19 protein-coding genes and 7 tRNA genes are annotated in these 17,447 nt (G+C 43.1%); 23 read left to right on the forward strand and 3 right to left on the reverse strand.

The genetic code is table 11. The features are described from left to right. Positions 1 to 133: 133 nt before the first annotated feature. From C0033_RS18850 to C0033_RS18885, 8 genes are all read left to right on the forward strand, one after another. Positions 134 to 207: transfer RNA gene (locus C0033_RS18850), tRNA-Asp, on the forward strand. A gap of 16 nt (positions 208 to 223) precedes the next feature. After that, a tRNA-Val gene (locus C0033_RS18855) sits at positions 224 to 296 on the forward strand. Between the two features lie 9 nt (positions 297 to 305). Further along, positions 306 to 378: transfer RNA gene (locus C0033_RS18860), tRNA-Thr, on the forward strand. A gap of 24 nt (positions 379 to 402) precedes the next feature. Next, positions 403 to 484 (forward strand) — tRNA-Tyr (locus C0033_RS18865). A gap of 28 nt (positions 485 to 512) precedes the next feature. After that, positions 513 to 586 (forward strand) — tRNA-Met (locus C0033_RS18870). Positions 587 to 647: 61 nt separating this feature from the next. Beyond that, positions 648 to 720, forward strand: a tRNA-Phe gene (locus C0033_RS18875). 17 nt (positions 721 to 737) lie between these two features. Beyond that, positions 738 to 810 (forward strand) — tRNA-Lys (locus C0033_RS18880). Between the two features lie 119 nt (positions 811 to 929). Further along, a complete protein-coding gene (locus C0033_RS18885; RefSeq protein ID WP_103229455.1) occupies positions 930 to 2,684 on the forward strand; it encodes a hypothetical protein in 1,755 nt (584 codons plus the stop codon). An 86-nt stretch (positions 2,685 to 2,770) separates the two neighbouring features. On the opposite strand, the gene C0033_RS18890 is transcribed toward C0033_RS18885, so the two are convergent. From C0033_RS18890 to C0033_RS18900, 3 genes are all read right to left on the reverse strand, one after another. Further along, the gene (locus C0033_RS18890; RefSeq protein WP_103229456.1) at positions 2,771 to 2,971 is read right to left on the reverse strand and encodes a helix-turn-helix transcriptional regulator; all 201 of its coding nucleotides are present in this window, start codon (positions 2,969 to 2,971) and stop codon (positions 2,771 to 2,773) included. A gap of 2 nt (positions 2,972 to 2,973) precedes the next feature. Beyond that, positions 2,974 to 3,402: a DUF3796 domain-containing protein gene (locus tag C0033_RS18895; RefSeq protein WP_103229457.1), complete on the reverse strand. Its 429-nt coding sequence runs from the start codon at positions 3,400 to 3,402 to the stop codon at positions 2,974 to 2,976. Positions 3,403 to 3,492: 90 nt separating this feature from the next. Then, positions 3,493 to 3,720 (reverse strand): hypothetical protein, encoded by a 228-nt coding sequence (locus C0033_RS18900; RefSeq protein ID WP_103229458.1) that lies wholly within the window; start codon positions 3,718 to 3,720, stop codon positions 3,493 to 3,495. 297 nt (positions 3,721 to 4,017) lie between these two features. Between C0033_RS18900 and C0033_RS18905 the strand changes: the two genes are divergently transcribed. The 15 genes from C0033_RS18905 to fabF all read left to right on the forward strand — a co-directional run bounded on the left by C0033_RS18905 (position 4,018) and on the right by fabF (position 17,437). Then, entirely contained in the window at positions 4,018 to 4,494 is a 477-nt protein-coding gene (locus tag C0033_RS18905; RefSeq protein ID WP_347501200.1) for a DUF2975 domain-containing protein, read from the forward strand. Between the two features lie 10 nt (positions 4,495 to 4,504). Then, on the forward strand, positions 4,505 to 4,735 hold the full coding sequence (locus C0033_RS18910) for a helix-turn-helix transcriptional regulator (protein ID WP_103229460.1): 231 nt from the start codon (positions 4,505 to 4,507) through the stop codon (positions 4,733 to 4,735). 9 nt (positions 4,736 to 4,744) lie between these two features. Continuing rightward, on the forward strand, positions 4,745 to 6,268 hold the full coding sequence (locus tag C0033_RS18915; protein WP_103229461.1) for a DUF4173 domain-containing protein: 1,524 nt from the start codon (positions 4,745 to 4,747) through the stop codon (positions 6,266 to 6,268). A 135-nt stretch (positions 6,269 to 6,403) separates the two neighbouring features. Further along, complete coding sequence (locus tag C0033_RS18920; protein ID WP_103229569.1) at positions 6,404 to 7,876, forward strand: PLP-dependent transferase; 1,473 nt, start codon at positions 6,404 to 6,406, stop codon at positions 7,874 to 7,876. Continuing rightward, the gene (locus tag C0033_RS18925) at positions 7,855 to 8,442 is read left to right on the forward strand and encodes a guanylate kinase (protein ID WP_103229462.1); all 588 of its coding nucleotides are present in this window, start codon (positions 7,855 to 7,857) and stop codon (positions 8,440 to 8,442) included. The genes C0033_RS18920 and C0033_RS18925 overlap by 22 nt, the downstream gene beginning before the upstream one ends. Before the next feature lie 45 nt (positions 8,443 to 8,487). Next, positions 8,488 to 9,477: a DNA polymerase III subunit delta' gene (gene holB / locus C0033_RS18930; protein ID WP_103229463.1), complete on the forward strand. Its 990-nt coding sequence runs from the start codon at positions 8,488 to 8,490 to the stop codon at positions 9,475 to 9,477. Between the two features lie 3 nt (positions 9,478 to 9,480). Next, positions 9,481 to 10,392 carry a stage 0 sporulation family protein gene (locus C0033_RS18935; protein ID WP_103229464.1) on the forward strand — a complete coding sequence of 304 codons (912 nt, stop codon included), beginning with the start codon at positions 9,481 to 9,483 and terminating at the stop codon, positions 10,390 to 10,392. Beyond that, the gene (locus C0033_RS18940; RefSeq protein ID WP_103229465.1) at positions 10,382 to 11,119 is read left to right on the forward strand and encodes a tRNA1(Val) (adenine(37)-N6)-methyltransferase; all 738 of its coding nucleotides are present in this window, start codon (positions 10,382 to 10,384) and stop codon (positions 11,117 to 11,119) included. The genes C0033_RS18935 and C0033_RS18940 overlap by 11 nt, the downstream gene beginning before the upstream one ends. A 54-nt stretch (positions 11,120 to 11,173) precedes the next feature. Further along, a complete protein-coding gene (gene rsmI / locus C0033_RS18945) occupies positions 11,174 to 12,013 on the forward strand; it encodes a 16S rRNA (cytidine(1402)-2'-O)-methyltransferase (protein WP_103229466.1) in 840 nt (279 codons plus the stop codon). Positions 12,014 to 12,168: 155 nt separating this feature from the next. Continuing rightward, complete coding sequence (locus C0033_RS18950; protein WP_103229467.1) at positions 12,169 to 13,131, forward strand: beta-ketoacyl-ACP synthase III; 963 nt, start codon at positions 12,169 to 12,171, stop codon at positions 13,129 to 13,131. A gap of 80 nt (positions 13,132 to 13,211) precedes the next feature. Beyond that, positions 13,212 to 13,445 (forward strand): acyl carrier protein, encoded by a 234-nt coding sequence (gene acpP / locus C0033_RS18955; RefSeq protein ID WP_103229468.1) that lies wholly within the window; start codon positions 13,212 to 13,214, stop codon positions 13,443 to 13,445. Positions 13,446 to 13,504: 59 nt separating this feature from the next. Next, the gene (gene fabK / locus C0033_RS18960) at positions 13,505 to 14,437 is read left to right on the forward strand and encodes an enoyl-[acyl-carrier-protein] reductase FabK (RefSeq protein WP_103229469.1); all 933 of its coding nucleotides are present in this window, start codon (positions 13,505 to 13,507) and stop codon (positions 14,435 to 14,437) included. An 11-nt stretch (positions 14,438 to 14,448) separates the two neighbouring features. After that, on the forward strand, positions 14,449 to 15,372 hold the full coding sequence (gene fabD / locus C0033_RS18965; protein ID WP_103229470.1) for an ACP S-malonyltransferase: 924 nt from the start codon (positions 14,449 to 14,451) through the stop codon (positions 15,370 to 15,372). Positions 15,373 to 15,415: 43 nt separating this feature from the next. Further along, the gene (fabG, locus tag C0033_RS18970; protein ID WP_103229471.1) at positions 15,416 to 16,159 is read left to right on the forward strand and encodes a 3-oxoacyl-[acyl-carrier-protein] reductase; all 744 of its coding nucleotides are present in this window, start codon (positions 15,416 to 15,418) and stop codon (positions 16,157 to 16,159) included. 39 nt (positions 16,160 to 16,198) lie between these two features. Next, positions 16,199 to 17,437, forward strand: coding sequence for a beta-ketoacyl-ACP synthase II (gene fabF / locus C0033_RS18975; RefSeq protein WP_103229472.1), 1,239 nt, complete (start codon positions 16,199 to 16,201; stop codon positions 17,435 to 17,437). The last annotated feature ends 10 nt before the right edge of the window (positions 17,438 to 17,447 follow it).

A 17,447-nucleotide genomic window follows, 5' to 3' on the forward strand; every position in this document is an offset into this window, starting at 1 on the left:
CGGTCGAGGGCTTAACCAAGTTGGTTTAGGTAAGAAAGAGGAAAGCGGCAGAAGCCGTAACGGATGGAAGGTAGAGATACCGGTAGATATGATTCAGTGTGTGGTTTTGAGGGTACATATATCCTAGTTTTTTGGCCTGGTGGCTCAGCTGGTTAGAGCGCCGCCCTGTCACGGCGGAGGTCGTGGGTTCGAATCCCATCCGGGTCGTTTGTATATAAATTGTGGGATCTTAGCTCAGCTGGGAGAGCATCTGCCTTACAAGCAGAGGGTCATAGGTTCGAGCCCTATAGGTCCCATTTATATACGCCGATGTGGCTCAATTGGCAGAGCAGCTGATTTGTAATCAGCAGGTTATCGGTTCGAGTCCGATCATCGGCTTTGGTTTTTTATATAAGATCATATGGGGGAATTCCCGAGTGGCCAAAGGGGGCAGACTGTAAATCTGTTAGCTGTGCTTTCAGTGGTTCGAATCCACTTTCCCCCACTCAGTTTTTTAATCTAATAATAATTAACGCGGGGTGGAGCAGTCTGGAAGCTCGTCGGGCTCATAACCCGAAGGTCGTAGGTTCAAATCCTGCCCCCGCAATTTCGCGTTACTACCATCACTGGGATGGAGCACGCATAACGTGCTGATGCACGCTCAACGTGCCTTGGTAGCTCAGTTGGTAGAGCAGAGGACTGAAAATCCTCGTGTCACTGGTTCGATTCCGGTCCAAGGCATATTTCAAAAATAATATGGGATATTAGCTCAGTCGGTAGAGCACTTGACTTTTAATCAAGTTGTCCGGGGTTCGAATCCCCGATGTCTCAGTAAGTAAGGCACTGTATTCGTACAGTGCTTTTTTTGTTGTGTTGCAACATTCATTATTCTTTGATAGAATGAATGAAGTAAAAGAAAAGGGGAACGAGATGATATGCGAGACTCTTTGATGAAAAAAGTGCTGGATTCTACCCGCCAGGGAGAAGTGGACGGTTTTGAAAAGTTTTATATATTGACCTATAAAGATGCATACCGTCATGCTGCATCTTTTATTAAGAATTCCGATGATATATGGAATATTTTAAGTAAGGTGTATGTAAAGCTCTATGAAGACAGAGAAAAGTTACCGGACACGAATGAAATAAAGAAGAAGATTTTTGAACTGGTGGATGATATTTCAGCCAATGAATTGGACGATGAGGCCATATATTCAGGTGATGAATCAGAGGAATATGATATTTCTGAGGAAGAGGCGGCTACAATTCTATCCTTGATAGAGGAAAAGGCTGGTATTGTAGAAAAAGAATCGGATGTTTCGAAAGCCAAAGATTATATTTTCAGCGTGCTCAAAGCGATTATCGCATTGGCAGTTGTGGGACTGGCTGTAGCTATTGTGATGGCCGGGAGCAGGAGAGTGCAGTCGTATAATTCAAAAATAAAGAATGTATTGGCAGATACCAAGATCAGCACATTGCCTCAGACAACAGAGGAATCGGCAGAATCTGAGATAGATTTGGATGTGGAGGTAAATGGAATCGATGAACCGGGGATAAAAGAGTTTTCAGAGGGAATAAAGTATTTAAATGAAGATAAAACTTATTTAAAGGAATCCTGGAAGGAAGTGGACGGGAAACTTTATTATTTTGACACGGATGAGTATGCTGCAGTGGGGGATCGAGAGATAGACGGTCACATTTTTAATTTTTGGGATGATGGTGCTTTGGTTACAATTGGGCGTACAAGCGATGGCAAAATAAGTGCCACTGATTCGATTCAGGTTATAGGTGAAATTACATATTATTTAAAAGAGAATACGGAAGCTGATGATTATAATTTGTATCGGACGGATAAGGAACGTGGAGAGAAAGAATTAATTATCAGTAATGTACAGGATTATTTTATTATAGATGATATGCTTTATTATATGCAGGATGATGTATTGCAAAAACGTACTTTGCTGGAATCCGGATATGCAGTAGAAGACATAAAAACTGAGGTTATAGAAAAAGATGGCGCGTTTTATCTGGTTAATGAATTGGATGAGCCGGTCAGCAGTGATAATGGAACTGTGGAGATCGAGAAGAGGTTATATCGGGTTGACGACGGAAAGATTAAGTATGTAAAACCTGGTACGATGCAGGCTAAGGGAATTACTTATTATTTTAATGGAAGTACGCCTCAAACCAGCCGTGGAATCTATGGGAAGTATTCAAGCGGTGAGGGAAGCCTTTTGGTGGAAGAGGGATATTGGATTGACAGCTTTTGTATTGTAGATGACTGGATCTATTACAGCGCTTATGTGGGAAAGGCGGATGGATATAACCGGTACAGCCAGCTTTATAGAATTAAGTTGGATGGGACTGGAAAAGAGGTATTGTCAGAGGTATTTAAGGGCAATATGATGAATCTGTATTACTATAAGGATAATCAGGAGATCTATGGCGAGTACAGGCCTAATACGGATAATAATTACGGCAGGTTGGCAGCTGTTTCTTTAACCGGGAAGATAGAACTGATTAATGACAGTGCAGCGAGAGTTGGAAAAGATACTTCAGGAGAAGATACATTGGAATTAATTATGGTTTCAGATGATAAGATCAGCTGTTATTGGCATGATTGTGATTGGTATGGAGAGGGCGGAGCAAAGATATTATGGACAGTTCCGATTATATTGTCGGATAAAGACAGGGTTCCTCTTTATTAGATTATAATTGATAGTAGGGCGGCAGGCGATTTACATAAAGGGTGAAGGCTTTTCGAGAAATGCCTTCACCCTTTATGTAAATTTATCTAATCAAATATAAATATATCCTCAATAGAAGCTTCGACAGCTCTTGATATGTCAATTGCAAGTTTAAGTGACGGATTGTATTTACCGGCTTCCAGGCGCATGATAGTCTCCCGCCGTACATTCACTATTTCTGCCAATTGTTCTTGCGTATAATTTTTTAATAAACGGTATTTTTTTAGGTTGCAGGTAAATTCACCCATATTTAATCCTCATTCTCAAATCGGTATAATAGAAATTGCTGCAGAAAAATGGAAAGGCCAAAAGAAAAGCCTATTGTTGCAATCAGGATACTTGACATAGTATAAGGGTCCATAATCTGAAAGATAGACATGGAAAATATTGCAACTATGATAATTATACAAAGTGAAATCCGGTTTCCAATCGCTGAAGCCCGGTAGGCGTTTGATTCAAATCTTTCATCAATCAGTGTATCAGACATCTTTCCTTCATAATAAAATCCAAAGAAACCAAAGAAAGCAAAAAAGATAAAAAAAGTTGGCACGGGTAATATATCTTTTAAATCGTATATGTCTGGGATAAATCCCAAAAAGCCCATGAAGCCTAATAAACCCATGATACCTAATTTAGGACTAATTTTGCGTGTATGAGTTCGCTTTTTTTTCTTAAACATATAGGCACCTCCTGAAAGTGATATATTTATCTCTTTATGAGATAAATATATCACTTTATACCCACTATGTCAAGAATGATAAAATTACCCTTATTCATCAAATTCCACGATAACATAAAATCCACGGGAATTTTCTTTTATATCTTTTACGATGCCTGATCTGGATTTCAGGCGTTCTCTGTTTTGAAAACAGCCGGACATGGCAACGGCCGGTTCGATAATGTAGCTGTAGTTTGTTCCCTCCCGTTCGATGATCTCAACGGTATCTCCAATATTAACCAGTCCTTGACGTTCCATCTTAAATTCGATTTCTCTCATATATTTATCCTTCTTTCAGTTGATTTTTACTGTTATTATAGCAGATTCGGGAAGATTTTAAAGGATTTATGTAACTGTTCAGTAGGTCTGCGTATTTACTGCGCTGACCGTAATAAAACGTGGGAAAGCAGGCAAACATCCCATCGCCGTAGGTGATTTTGCATGGATTTTTGCTCGTAATTGTGGGGGTATTGAATAATTACGAAATTATTAAGATTTATTATATAACAATATTAATTTATTGAAAAACGATAAATTAATATTGAAAAATGATAAATATAGTGTTATATTCCAAGTATGAGATTGATAGATAATAAGGAGGATGTTATGGATAACGGGCTTGTGAAATTTACGAAGTGCTTATTGGATGTGATGTTTTATGTAGGAATTGGATTGACAATATTGATACCTGGGTTATTTCGTATATTTGGAAAGTACATTGTGGCGTTTCGGAAATATTATTTTTTACAGTGTGCTATCTATATGATATCAGGGGTATTTTGTTTAGTGATCGTTTATGAGCTGAGAAAGATGTTTATAACTGTTTTAAAAGAAGACGCGTTTGTGGATAATAATGCGAAATCGTTAAAGAGGATGAGTAAATGCAGCTTTTTTATCTCAGCGTTATCTCTGGTGCGGCTTCCTTTGTCTCCCACTCCGGCTACTGTAGTGATTATGATTGTATTTGCAGTTGCGGGACTTTTCAGCATTGTATTATGCCAGGTATTTGAAAAGGCGATACAGTATAAGCTGGAAAATGATTTGACTATTTAGGAGGAGAGAGATGTCAATAATTATTAATTTGGATGTTATGATGGCCAAAAGAAAGAAAGGATTGACGGAGCTGGCCGGTGAGGTTGATATTACACTGGCGAACCTTTCAATATTAAAAAATAATAAGGCAAAGGCAATTAGATTCACCACATTGGAAGCAATCTGTAAGGCGCTGGACTGCCAGCCGGGAGATATTCTTCAATTTGTGGATGATGAGAAGAATTCCGGTCTGGAGAAATAGGAGAGAATAATGGAAGATAATAATATTCAAAAAGCTGAAGAAATTAAACCATTGGAAGAAAATGTTCCTTTAATTGATGTTAAGGCTCCAAATCATGAGTTTGTGAGTGAAGGGGAGAAAAAAAGAAGGGCCTGTCTGGCCGGAATACGCGGAGATTATGAGTTTTATGGTTTTTTCAGCATTTTGTTTGGACTGGTTTATACGATATTTTTATATGAAAATCCTTATGGGATCACATATCCGCTGTTTGTAATAGGGCTCTTCGTATTTGCTGTATTTGTGATGAGGCATAAGGGAGTTGAAGTTAAGAGGAACGCATGGTTTGTTGCCGGGGCGGCGGTATTTATTTCATTGTCCAGTTTTTTTACGGCCAATGGGATTATCTTTACATTTAATAAATGGGCAGTTGTGCTGCTTTCGGTGATTTTTGTGCTTCATCAGATTTATGATGATAAAAGATGGAATATTGGAAAGTATATGGGAGCTATTGTTACGTATCTGCTCAGTTCCTGTTGTTGTATTGGATGCGCTTTTTCACATCTGTATTACTACTTTAAAAACGTTAAAAGTAAACGGATGAAGACGCTTGGAATGGTGCTTTTAGGAATTATTATCGGGGTGCCGATGGTGATTATATTGGCGGTTCTGTTATCCGAGGCGGATATGGTGTTTAAAAATATGTTTGATCAGTTCCTTGAGAATTATCTGAATCCCTGGTCAATGATTAAGATCATATTTAAGATGGGGGTTGGGACGGTTGGTATCTATAGCCTGATCTGTGGAGCGGCGATCAGAAATATAAATGAAGAGGTAAAGGATAAAAGGAATGCCCAGCCGGTTGCGGCGATCAGCTGTATGGTTATTATTGCTGCGGTGTATTTGATTTTCAGTGGTGTGCAGATTATATATCTGTTCCTGGGGAGAGGGACGCTGCCGGAGGGGATTACTTATTCTTCTTATGCGAGGCAGGGATTTTTTCAATTGCTGGCGGTAGCTGTGATTAATCTTATAATGGTTTTATGTTGTATTAAATACTTTAAAAAGAGCAGAATCTTAAATGGAATTTTATTGATTATATGTTTATGCACTTACATTATGATCGGTTCGGCTGTTTATAGGATGCTTCTTTATGTGGGGCAGTATCAGCTTACATTTTTGAGAATTTTTGTGCTGTGGTTTCTGGCTATGCTCAGCGTTTTGATGATAGGGGTTACGGTGATTATTTACCGCAATGAATTTCCTTTGTTTAAACATTGTTTGATTACAATTGCAGTATTTTATCTGATTTTTGCGTGGATGAGGCCGGATTATGTGATCGCATCTTATAATGTGGCTCATATGACGGCAGAAAATGAGTATGAGACAGTGAATTACCTTACCGGACATCTTTCTGCGGATGCGGCGTCAGTAATTAATGGAATTGAGGGAAATGAGTCCATGAAAGAGTCGTATTTCAACAGGATTTGGTGGCAGGGCCGGATGATGACTTTTAAATCTTATAATTTATCTTATGGCAAAGCGCTGAAATATTAATTTTGACGGTCTGTTTTCTATATGGTACAATAATCGCAGAGCGATTATTGTACTTGCGCATACCATGGCCGCTTAGCGTATATGGTATGTGATTAAGGTATAGTGACAAAAAGAAAACAGAAAGGCCGTGATCAAATGAAAGAAAATCGTTTAATTGACAGGCTGAAAGATTACAGCAGATCGGATTTCTATCCCTTTCATATGCCTGGACATAAAAGACAGATAGAGAACGGGGTGGGAGCAGAGTTTCCTGCCCCTTTTTCCATTGATATTACCGAGATAGATGGATTTGATAATCTTCATCATGCGGAAGGCATTTTGCGTGAATCAATGGAGTGGGCAGCTTCGGTTTATGGGGCGGATAAAACATATTATCTGATAAATGGAAGCAGCTGTGGAATATTAAGTGCAATCAGCGGATGCGTTGTGGCAGGCGGTAAAATATTGGTCAGCAGAAACTGCCATAAGTCGGTATATAATGGAATTTTTGTTAATCATTTGGAAAGTGAGTACATTTATCCACAATTTATTGACAATTTCGGGATAACTGGAGGTTTATCTGCAAATGATGTGGATAACTTACTGGCCAGGTATCCGGAAATTCAGGCGGTATTGGTGGTTTCTCCTACTTATGAAGGGGTTGTATCGGATATTGCCGCCATTGCGGATGCGGCGCACCGTCATAACGTGCCGCTGATTGTGGATGAGGCGCATGGAGCACATTTTCCATTTAGTGAAGAGCTTCCTGTGTCAGCGTTAGAATTGGGGGCCGATGTGGTGATACAGAGCGTTCATAAGACGCTGCCTTCCATGACGCAGACGGCGCTTCTTCATGTCAAAGACGGATTAGTTGATGTGGACATGATTGAACAGTATCTTCATATCTATCAGAGCAGCAGCCCTTCTTATGTATTGATGGCTTCCATTGAGAGGTGTATCGAATGGATGGATAAAGAGGGACGGGCCCGTATGGAAGAATATCTCGCTATGTTAAAGGAATCAAGGAAAAAGCTGAAGGGGATGAAATATCTGAAGCTTTTGGACAGGGATGTGATTGGCAGTGGGGGAATTCATGATTTGGATATCACAAAGATTGTGATTTCAACCAGAGGCACTTCTATAGACGGAGCGAAGCTGGATGAGGTACTCAGAAAAAACTATCATCTGGAGATGGAGATGTGCGGGCCGGAATCGGTTGTCGCGCTCACTTCTTTAATGGATACGAAGGAAGGGCTGGATCGGCTGACGGATGCCTTAATTGAAGTGGATGCAGGTCTGGAGGCAGGAGAAGTCCGGGATTCCTCGGTGTGTCCGGTTTATCCGAAAATCAAATTAAAAATAGCCCATGCGCTCAGCACGACGGGAGAACCGGTGGAGTGGAAGGACGCGGCGGGACGTGTTTCGGCAGAATTTGTCTATATCTATCCGCCGGGGATTCCGTTAATTGCGCCGGGAGAAATTTTGGAAGAGGATTTGATTAATAAAATAATTGATTATAAGAATAAGGGACTTTCTGTCCAGGGGCTTAGGGATGAATCACTTAAAACGGTGAGAGTTGTCCCTGCCAATATAATGCGGAGAGTGATATGGGAAAAATATTTTATGTAATGGGAAAAAGTGCTTCTGGAAAGGATACGGTTTATAAGTTATTATTAGAGAGGAATCCTGATTTAAAAACAGTTGTACTCTATACGACCAGACCAGTGCGGGATGGAGAACGGGATGGAGTTGAATATCATTTTTCCGATGAAGATGCGCTTATAAAGGCCAGAGAAGAGGGAAGGCTGATCGAAGCGCGGACGTATGATACGGTATTTGGTCCGTGGAGTTATTTTACGGTTGACGACGGACAGTTTGATCTTAAAAATCACAGTTATCTGATGATCGGAACGCTGGAATCGTTTGAGAAGATGCAGGAATATTTTGGAAGAGACGTTGTGATTCCTTTTTATATCTGTGTGGAGGACGGGCTGCGGCTGGAGAGGGCGCTCAGCCGGGAACGGATGCAGAAGAATCCTAAGTACTCCGAACTTTGCAGGAGGTACCTGGCGGATGAAAAAGATTTCTGTGAAGAGAATCTGAAACGGTGCGGAATTACGCGCAGGTATGAGAACGTGGAGCTGGAAGACTGTCTGAAAGAAATTATTGGAGATATGAAACGATCTATGGTATAATAGCAAAGATACATCTATTGACAGGGATAAAGTGAGGGAACTGGTATGCCGGGGTTTAGTGATATTTTAGGCCATGACATGATAAAAGAACATTTTAAGAAGGCGATTGAGGCACACAAGGTGTCCCATGCGTATATTTTGACGGGAGAGTCGGGTATGGGCCGTAAATCCCTGGCCAAGGCATTTGCCATGACTCTGCTCTGTGAAAAGGGAAAGAGCGAGCCTTGTATGGAATGCCATGCATGTAAGCAGGTGATGACCGGTAACCATCCGGATCTGGTTTTTGTTACGCATGAAAAACCTAACAGCATAGGCGTTGATGATATCAGAGAGCAGATCAATGATACCATCATGATACGGCCATACAGCAGCTATTATAAAATATATATTGTGGATGACGCGGAGAAGATGACTGTACAGGCGCAGAACGCGCTGTTAAAGACCATGGAGGAACCTCCGGCCTATGCGGTGATATTACTGCTCACCACTAATCAGGAAGCATTTCTGCCCACGATTTTGTCTAGGTGCGTTCAGCTGAAGCTGAAGCCGCTGCAGGATCATGTGGTGAAACAATATCTGGTGGAAAGCCAGGGCATAGCAGAAGCGGAGGCGGATGTTTATGCGGCATTTGCCAGAGGCAATCTTGGAAAGGCCATTCATCTGGCGGAATCTGAGGATTTCAGAATCATGTATGATGATATTCTTTATTTGATGAAGAATATTAAGCAGATGAATATATCGGAACTTCTGGATTATATCAGAAAGCTGAAGGAGGACAACCGGGATATCTACGAGTGCCTGGATCTGATGCAGATGTGGTATCGGGATGTTCTGATGTTTAAAACAACGAAAGATATCAATTTACTGATATTTAAGAATGAATATGGAACAATTAATGAGATGAGCCAGAAGAGCAGTTATGAAGGTATGGACAAGATCATTAAGGCAGTGGACAAGGCCAGAGTTCGTCTGGATGCGAATGTGAACATGGAACTTGCCATGGAGCTCATGCTTTTGGTTATGAAGGAGAATTAATTTATGATAACAGTAATCGGTGTTCGGTTCAGGAATGCGGGGAAGATCTATTATTTTGATCCTGCAGGAAAAGACATCCATGTGGGAGAGCATGTGATTGTGGAAACTGCCCGCGGAATTGAGTTTGGCTATGTGGTTTTAGGCTGCAGGGAGGTGGAGGATTCCAAAGTGGTCCAGCCTTTAAAAGCGGTAATCCGTATGGCCACCGCAGCGGATGAAGAGACTGCGAGAAAGAATAAGGAAAAAGAAAAGGATGCATTCAGGATTTGTCTGGAAAAGATCAAAAAACATGACCTTCAGATGAAACTGATCGATGCGGAATATACATTTGATAATAATAAAGTGCTGTTTTATTTTACAGCGGACGGAAGAATTGATTTCAGAGAGCTGGTAAAGGATTTGGCAGCTGTGTTTAAGACCAGAATTGAACTCCGTCAGGTGGGAGTCAGGGATGAGACGAAGATTATGGGCGGAATCGGTATCTGCGGACGTCCGCTTTGCTGTAATTCCTACCTTTCTGAATTCGTTCCGGTTTCGATTAAGATGGCAAAGGAACAGAATCTTTCTTTGAATCCGACTAAGATTTCAGGCGTCTGCGGACGTTTGATGTGCTGTCTTAAAAATGAAGAGGAAACTTATGAGGAATTGAACGGACGTCTTCCGAATATCGGAGATTATGTGACTACGGACGACGGGTTGAAGGGCGAGGTTCAAAGTGTGAGCGTGCTCAGACAGCTGGTTAAAGTGATCGTTACCGTGGAAAAGGATGAGAAAGAGATCCGGGAGTACAAGGTAGAGCAGCTGAAATTCCGTCCGAGAAGGAAGAAAGAGAAGCTGGATGTCAATGACAAAGAGCTGAAAGCATTGGAAGCGCTTGAAAAAAGGGAAGGAAAGTCTAAGTTAGATGACAATTAATCTGAAAGACAATGAACGTTTTGATGACCTTCAGAGAAATGGATATAAGATTATACAGAAAAAGGACGGGTTCTGCTTTGGCATGGACGCGGTACTGCTTTCGGGATTTGCGGCGGTAAAGGAAGGGGAACGGGTTTTGGACCTGGGAACGGGGACTGGAATCATTCCCATCCTTTTAGAAGCTAAGACAAAAGCCGGACATCTTACCGGGCTGGAGATTCAGGAAGAGGTCGCGGATATGGCGGCGCGGAGCGTGAAGTATAATCATTTGGAAGAGAAGATTTCCATCGTCCAGGGAGATATTAAAGAAGCCGGCCAGTTGTTTGGATTGGCTTCTTTTGATGTGGTTACTTCTAATCCGCCCTATATGAATGATGCTCATGGGCTTAAAAATCCGGATCTCCCTAAGGCCATTTCCAGACATGAGGTGCTCTGCACGTTAGATGATGTGGTAAGGGAAGCTTCCAGGCTGTTAAGGCCGGGGGGAAGGTTCTATATGGTTCACAGGCCCCACAGGCTGATTGAGATCATAACGGCTCTGACTTCATATAAGCTGGAACCGAAGAGGATGAAACTGGTTCATCCGTTTGTGGACAAGGAAGCGAATATGGTTCTCATTGAAGCGGTTAGGGGCGGAAAATCCATGATTAAGGTGGAAGCGCCCATCATCGTATATAAGGAACCTGGAGTTTATACGGATGAGATATACAGTATCTACGGATATTGACCGGAAGTGTGGTTTGAAGAAAAGCTGCGGACAGCGGCGGAATAAGAGGAAATGATGGCGGGAAAATTATATTTGTGTGCGACACCGATTGGAAATCTGGATGATATTACATTCAGGGTGCTGAATACTCTGAAGGAAGTGGACCTGATAGCTGCGGAGGATACGAGACACAGCATTAAGCTGTTAAATCATTTTGATATCAAAACACCGATGACCAGCTATCATGAGTTCAATAAGTTTGATAAGGCCAGGTATCTGGTGGAGCAGATGCAGCAGGGGGTAACGATTGCTCTGATTACTGATGCGGGGACGCCGGGAATCTCAGATCCTGGAGAGGAACTGGTGAAACAGTGTTATGAAGCCGGAATTGAAGTGACTTCCCTGCCCGGGCCGGCGGCCTGTATTACGGCGCTGACATTGTCGGGAATGTCCACCAGGAGATTTTGTTTTGAAGCGTTTCTGCCTTCGGATAAGAAGGAGAAGCAGTGGATTCTGGAAGAATTGAAAGCGGAAACGAGAACGATCATTCTATATGAAGCGCCGCACCGGCTGGTTAAGACGCTGGAAGAATTAAGGGAAGCGCTGGGAGACCGGAAAATCACGATTTGCAGAGAGCTTACGAAGAAATATGAAGAGGCGTTTCGGACAACTCTTTCAGAGGCTATAGACCACTATCAGGAGAATGATCCTAAGGGAGAATGCGTGATTGTGGTTGAGGGAAAAAGTATTGACGATATCAAGGAAGAGCAGAAAAGGTCCTGGGAGGAGATGTCTTTAGAGGAGCATATGAGATATTATGAAGATCAGGGAGTTGAACGGAAGGAAGCCATGAAACTGGTGGCAAAAGACCGGGGAATCAGCAAAAGGGATGTTTACCAGCGGCTTTTGTCGTAAAATGTCGGATATCCGTTGAAATTGGGAGATTGGTTGTCGATATTTTCATCTTGACAAAAGGTGTTTCTTCCTATAATATTAGTTTGAATATCAAAACATTTGAAAATAAAAACATTCTCAATAGGAATCTGTCGAGCAAAATGAGAGGATACTCTATGACTACAAAAATAATAGGAACAGGATCTTATGTGCCGGAACGCATCGTTACCAATGACGACCTGGCTAAAATTGTGGATACCAGTGATGAGTGGATTCAGAGCAGAACCGGTATCAGAGAAAGAAGAATTACTTTAGGTGAAGGAACATCGGCTCTTGCAGTTAAGGCAGCAGGGCGGGCGTTGGAAGATGCGGGTATCACCGCAGAAGAGGTTGATCTCATTATTGTGGCAACTTCATCCCCTGACAATTGTTTTCCAAGCGACGCATGTCAGGTTCAGGCGGCAATCGGCGCGGTAAATGCGGTGGCGTATGATATCAGCGCTGCCTGTTCCGGATTTATCTTTGCGTTAAATACCGTACATAGTTTTATTCAGGCCGGTATTTATAAGACCGGACTGATCGTGGGAGCGGATACGCTCAGCAAGCTGGTGGACTGGAATGACCGCGGAACCTGTGTGTTATTCGGAGACGGAGCCGGGGCAGCAGTGGTTCAGGCAGCGGATACTGGAGTGATGAGCATGTCCATGGGTTCTGACGGCGTTAAGGGCCATGTGCTCGCTTGTAAGGCCAGAACGGTGGGGAACTTCCTTACGGAGGGAAAACCGGAATTGGGATATATGACTATGGACGGTCAGGAAGTATTTAAATTCGCAGTGAAAAAGGTGCCGGAATGCGTCCGCCAGGTATTGAATGAGAGCGGTACGGATATTGAAGACATCAAGTATTTTATTATGCATCAGGCGAATTACCGGATTTTTGAGTCCATTGCTAAGAGATTAAAGGTTTCCGTTGACCGGATGCCTATGAATATTGACCGTTACGGCAATACGTCGGGAGCTTCGATTCCGCTTATACTGGATGAACTGAATCAGGCGGGAAAATTAAACAGAGGGGATAAGCTTGTATTTGCAGGTTTTGGCGCAGGCCTTACCTGGGGAGCAACCCTGATGGAGTGGTAGGATAGCTAAGTAAAGCCGGAACAGCCGGATTACTTTCTATATAAAATAAAATTAATAGGATAATTAAGGAGATTAAAACCATGTTAGAGAAAATGAAAGAAATTATTGCAGAACAGTTAAGCGTAGACGCAGAGACAATTACAGCGGCTTCTTCTTTTAAAGAGGATTTAGGAGCTGATTCCCTGGATTTATTTGAACTGGTTATGGCATTGGAAGATGAATATTCTGTAGAGATTCCTGCTGAAGACTTACAGGAATTATTAACAGTTGGTCAGGTTATGGATTATCTGAAAGAAAAAGGCGTAGAGGCATAATTAAGGTTTCTCAGACACAAGAAGCAGGTACGCTGTCGGCGGCAGAATGAGAGGTAAGTATGAAAACAAGAATTACAGAACTTTTAGGGATTGAACATCCGATTATCCAGGGAGGTATGGCCTGGGTTGCTGAACACAACCTGGCAGCGGCCGTTTCCAACGCAGGTGGTCTGGGTTTGATTGGCGGTGCCAATGCTCCTGCGGAAGTAGTGCGTGATGAGATCCGTAAAGCAAAAGAACTGACAGACAAACCATTTGGCGTAAATGTTATGCTTTTAAGCCCTCATGCAGATGAAGTGGCTAAAGTAGTGGTTGAAGAGGGGATCAAGGTTGTTACGACCGGAGCAGGAAACCCTGAAAAATATATGGAGTTATGGAAAGCGGCCGGAATTAAGGTAATTCCCGTAGTTGCATCCGTAGCGCTGGCTAAACGTATGGAAAAATACGGCGCCGACGCGGTGGTTGCGGAAGGCTGTGAATCAGGCGGCCATATCGGCGAATTGACAACTATGACATTGGTTCCTCAGGTTGTGGACGCTGTTTCTATCCCTGTTATCGCTGCCGGCGGTATTGCGGACGGAAGAGGAATTGCAGCGGCATTTATGCTGGGTGCGGAAGCCGTGCAGATGGGAACGCGTTTTGTGGTTTCCAACGAGTCAATTGTACATGAAAATTATAAAGACAGATTAATTAAAGCTAAAGATATTGATTCCACTGTTACGGGCAGAAGCCATGGACATCCGGTACGCTGTCTGCGCAACCAGATGACAAGAGAGTATATCAAGCTTGAAAACAGCGGAAAATCTTTTGAAGAATTGGAGTATTTAACATTAGGTGCTCTTAGAAATGCAGTTATGGACGGCGACGTGGTCAATGGCACCGTTATGGCCGGACAGATTGCAGGTATGGTTACAAAGAAACAGTCTTGTAAAGAGATGATTGATGAGATGATGGCTCAGGCAGATAAACTGTTAGGCCACAGCCAGAAATAAGGAGTTTTAAAATGAGTAAAATTGCATTTATTTTCCCAGGTCAGGGAGCACAGATTTGTGGTATGGGTAAGGATTTTTATGAGCAGACAGAGATTGGAAAACAGGTTTTTGACAAAGCATCAGAACTGTTGGGATTTTCTATGCCTGAATTATGTTTCGAGGAAAATGACAGGCTGGATATCACGGAATACACCCAGGCCGCAATGGTTACTGCAAGCATTGCCATGATGAAGGTGTTTACGGAGAAGACGGGAATTGAGCCGGATGTGGCCGCAGGTCTGAGCCTGGGAGAATATTGTGCAATGGTAGCAGCAGGTGTGATGAGCGAGGAAGATGCCATCACCACAGTAAGACAGAGAGGCATTCTGATGCAGGAAGCCGTTCCGGTAGGCGTAGGCGCTATGGCGGCGGTTCTGGCTATGGATGCGGATAAGATTGAAGAAGTGATTGCGGATATTGAGGGCGTACAGATCGCCAATTATAACTGTCCTGGACAGATCGTTATATCAGGACTGAAGGAAGCGGTGGAAACTGCTTGTGAAAAATTAAAAGAAGCGGGAGCAAAGCGCACCATTATGCTGAAGGTCAGCGGACCATTTCATTCTAAGATGCTGACGGGCGCAGGCGAGAAGCTGGGCAAAGTGTTGGAAGGCGTAGAGGTACATACTCCTGTTATTCCTTATGTGGCAAACGTGACGGCTTCTTATGTGACGGATGCTTCTGAGGTAAAGCCATTGCTTGAGAAACAGGTTTCTTCTTCCGTAAGATGGCAGCAGAGCGTGGAAACGATGCTGAAAGACGGAGTGGATACATTTATCGAGATCGGACCTGGAAAAACTTTGGCCGGATTTATGAAAAAGATCGATAGAACCGTAAAGGTGATTAATATAGAAAAATTAGAAGATATTGAAAATGCAGCAGTTTTAATCGGTTAAAAACCGGATAGGCGCCGCAGCAGCGGCAGAATGTGAGGTAATTATGGGATTAAATGATAAAATCGCAGTTGTAACAGGCGCAAGCCGCGGAATCGGACGTCAGATTGCTGTCACACTGGCTTCTAAAGGGGCATCCGTTATCGTCAATTATAACGGTTCAGCTGCAAAGGCAGAAGAGGTTGTTAAAGAGATTGAGGCAGCAGGCGGCAAAGCGGAAGCAATTCAGTGCAATGTTTCCGATTATACTAAGGCCGGAGAGCTGATGGATTATGTAATTAAAAAATATGGCAGAGTCGATATATTGGTAAATAATGCCGGTATCACAAGAGACGGTCTTCTGATGAAGATGAGCGAGGAAGATTTTGATGCGGTTTTAGATACCAACTTAAAGGGCGCATTTAACTGTATGAAGCACGTATCACGCCAGATGATCAAACAAAAAGCGGGAAGAATCATCAACATGTCTTCCGTGTCAGGCGTTGCGGGCAATGCGGGACAGACCAACTATGCGGCTTCTAAAGCAGGTATTATCGGCCTTACCAAGGCGGCCGCAAGAGAGATGGCAAGCCGCGGCATTACGGTTAATGCGATTGCTCCGGGATTCATCGTTACTGAGATGACGGATGTGCTGCCGGATGCAATCAAAGAATCCACAAAAGAACAGATTCCTATGAAAAAATTCGGAGAAACAGCCGATATCGCCAATGCAGTTGCATTTTTTGCATCTGATGAAGCAAAGTACATCACCGGTCAGGTACTGTGCGTAGACGGCGGAATGGCTATGTAAGTATAAAATCCGCTGTCGGCGGTGAAATGGAGAAAAAATATGAAGAGAAGAGTTGTTGTAACAGGATTGGGAGCGATCACCCCGATTGGTAATGACGTGGAGAGCTTCTGGAACGGATTAAAGAATAAAACAGTGGGCATTGCTCCGATTACTTATTTTGATACTGCTGATTATAAGGCTAAACTGGCTGCAGAGGTAAAGGGATTTGATGCAAAACAGTATATGGACCCGAAAACTGCAAAGAGAATGGAACAGTTTTCACAGTTTGCGGTTGCGGCTTCGAAAGAGGCATTGGAAGATTCCGGTATTGATATGGAAAAGGAAGATCCATACCGCGTGGGCGTCTGCGTAGGTTCCGGTATCGGAAGCCTGCAGGCGATGGAACGTGAACATAAAAAATTATTGGAAAAAGGGCCTGGAAGAGTAAATCCTCTTTTGGTTCCTATGATGATCAGCAATATGGCGGCAGGCAACGTGGCAATTCAGTTCGGACTTAAAGGCAAATGCTTTAACGTGGTAACCGCTTGTGCTACCGGAACTCATTCCATCGGTGAAGCATTCCGCTCCATCCAGTACGGCGAAGCTGAAGTGATGCTGGCAGGCGGTACGGAAGCAAGTATCTCTCCAATCGGAGTGGCAGGATTTACAGCTCTGACAGCGCTGAGCACCTGCGACGATCCTATGAGAGCGTCCATTCCTTTTGATAAGGACAGAAGCGGATTTATCATGGGGGAAGGTGCAGGAGTTGTGGTTCTGGAATCTTTAGAGCACGCTCAGGCCCGCGGAGCTAAGATCTATGCTGAGATAGTCGGATACGGAGCAACCTGTGATGCTTACCACATCACCTCTCCGGCAGAAGACGGCAGCGGCGCTGCTAAGGCTATGGAGTTTGCAATTGAAGATGCAGGAATTACTCCTGACAAGATCGATTATGTCAACGCACATGGAACCAGCACTCATCACAATGACCTTTTCGAAACAAAGGCGATTAAACTGGCTTTAGGTGATCATGCTTATAAAGTAAAGATCAATTCGACAAAGTCCATGATCGGACATCTGTTGGGCGCGGCAGGCGGCGTGGAATTCATCACCTGCGTGAAATCCATCCAGGACGGTTTTGTTCATGCTACGGCAGGACTGGAACAGCCGGATGAAGAATGTGATCTGGATTACACCATGGGAGACGGAGTGTCCATGGATGTCAACTATGCAATCAGCAATTCATTGGGCTTTGGCGGACATAATGCCAGCGTCTTAGTGAAGAAGTTCGAAAATTAAGAGGGGTGCG

It is taken from the genome of Clostridium sp. chh4-2 (assembly GCF_002899675.1).
Taxonomy (GTDB): domain Bacteria; phylum Bacillota; class Clostridia; order Lachnospirales; family Lachnospiraceae; genus CHH4-2.

Excerpts from the sequence above, each read along its gene's own strand:
- C0033_RS18885 (WP_103229455.1), top strand. The coding sequence starts at position 930 with ATGAAAAAAGTGCTGGATTCTACCCGCCAGGGAGAAGTGGACGGTTTT.
- C0033_RS18890 (WP_103229456.1), bottom strand. The coding sequence starts at position 2,971 with ATGGGTGAATTTACCTGCAACCTAAAAAAATACCGTTTATTAAAAAAT.
- C0033_RS18895 (WP_103229457.1), bottom strand. The coding sequence starts at position 3,402 with ATGTTTAAGAAAAAAAAGCGAACTCATACACGCAAAATTAGTCCTAAA.
- C0033_RS18900 (WP_103229458.1), bottom strand. The coding sequence starts at position 3,720 with ATGAGAGAAATCGAATTTAAGATGGAACGTCAAGGACTGGTTAATATT.
- C0033_RS18905 (WP_347501200.1), top strand. The coding sequence starts at position 4,018 with ATGAGATTGATAGATAATAAGGAGGATGTTATGGATAACGGGCTTGTG.
- C0033_RS18910 (WP_103229460.1), top strand. The coding sequence starts at position 4,505 with ATGTCAATAATTATTAATTTGGATGTTATGATGGCCAAAAGAAAGAAA.
- C0033_RS18915 (WP_103229461.1), top strand. The coding sequence starts at position 4,745 with ATGGAAGATAATAATATTCAAAAAGCTGAAGAAATTAAACCATTGGAA.
- C0033_RS18920 (WP_103229569.1), top strand. The coding sequence starts at position 6,404 with ATGAAAGAAAATCGTTTAATTGACAGGCTGAAAGATTACAGCAGATCG.
- C0033_RS18925 (WP_103229462.1), top strand. The coding sequence starts at position 7,855 with ATGGGAAAAATATTTTATGTAATGGGAAAAAGTGCTTCTGGAAAGGAT.
- holB (WP_103229463.1), top strand. The coding sequence starts at position 8,488 with ATGCCGGGGTTTAGTGATATTTTAGGCCATGACATGATAAAAGAACAT.
- C0033_RS18935 (WP_103229464.1), top strand. The coding sequence starts at position 9,481 with ATGATAACAGTAATCGGTGTTCGGTTCAGGAATGCGGGGAAGATCTAT.
- C0033_RS18940 (WP_103229465.1), top strand. The coding sequence starts at position 10,382 with ATGACAATTAATCTGAAAGACAATGAACGTTTTGATGACCTTCAGAGA.
- rsmI (WP_103229466.1), top strand. The coding sequence starts at position 11,174 with ATGGCGGGAAAATTATATTTGTGTGCGACACCGATTGGAAATCTGGAT.
- C0033_RS18950 (WP_103229467.1), top strand. The coding sequence starts at position 12,169 with ATGACTACAAAAATAATAGGAACAGGATCTTATGTGCCGGAACGCATC.
- acpP (WP_103229468.1), top strand. The coding sequence starts at position 13,212 with ATGTTAGAGAAAATGAAAGAAATTATTGCAGAACAGTTAAGCGTAGAC.
- fabK (WP_103229469.1), top strand. The coding sequence starts at position 13,505 with ATGAAAACAAGAATTACAGAACTTTTAGGGATTGAACATCCGATTATC.
- fabD (WP_103229470.1), top strand. The coding sequence starts at position 14,449 with ATGAGTAAAATTGCATTTATTTTCCCAGGTCAGGGAGCACAGATTTGT.
- fabG (WP_103229471.1), top strand. The coding sequence starts at position 15,416 with ATGGGATTAAATGATAAAATCGCAGTTGTAACAGGCGCAAGCCGCGGA.
- fabF (WP_103229472.1), top strand. The coding sequence starts at position 16,199 with ATGAAGAGAAGAGTTGTTGTAACAGGATTGGGAGCGATCACCCCGATT.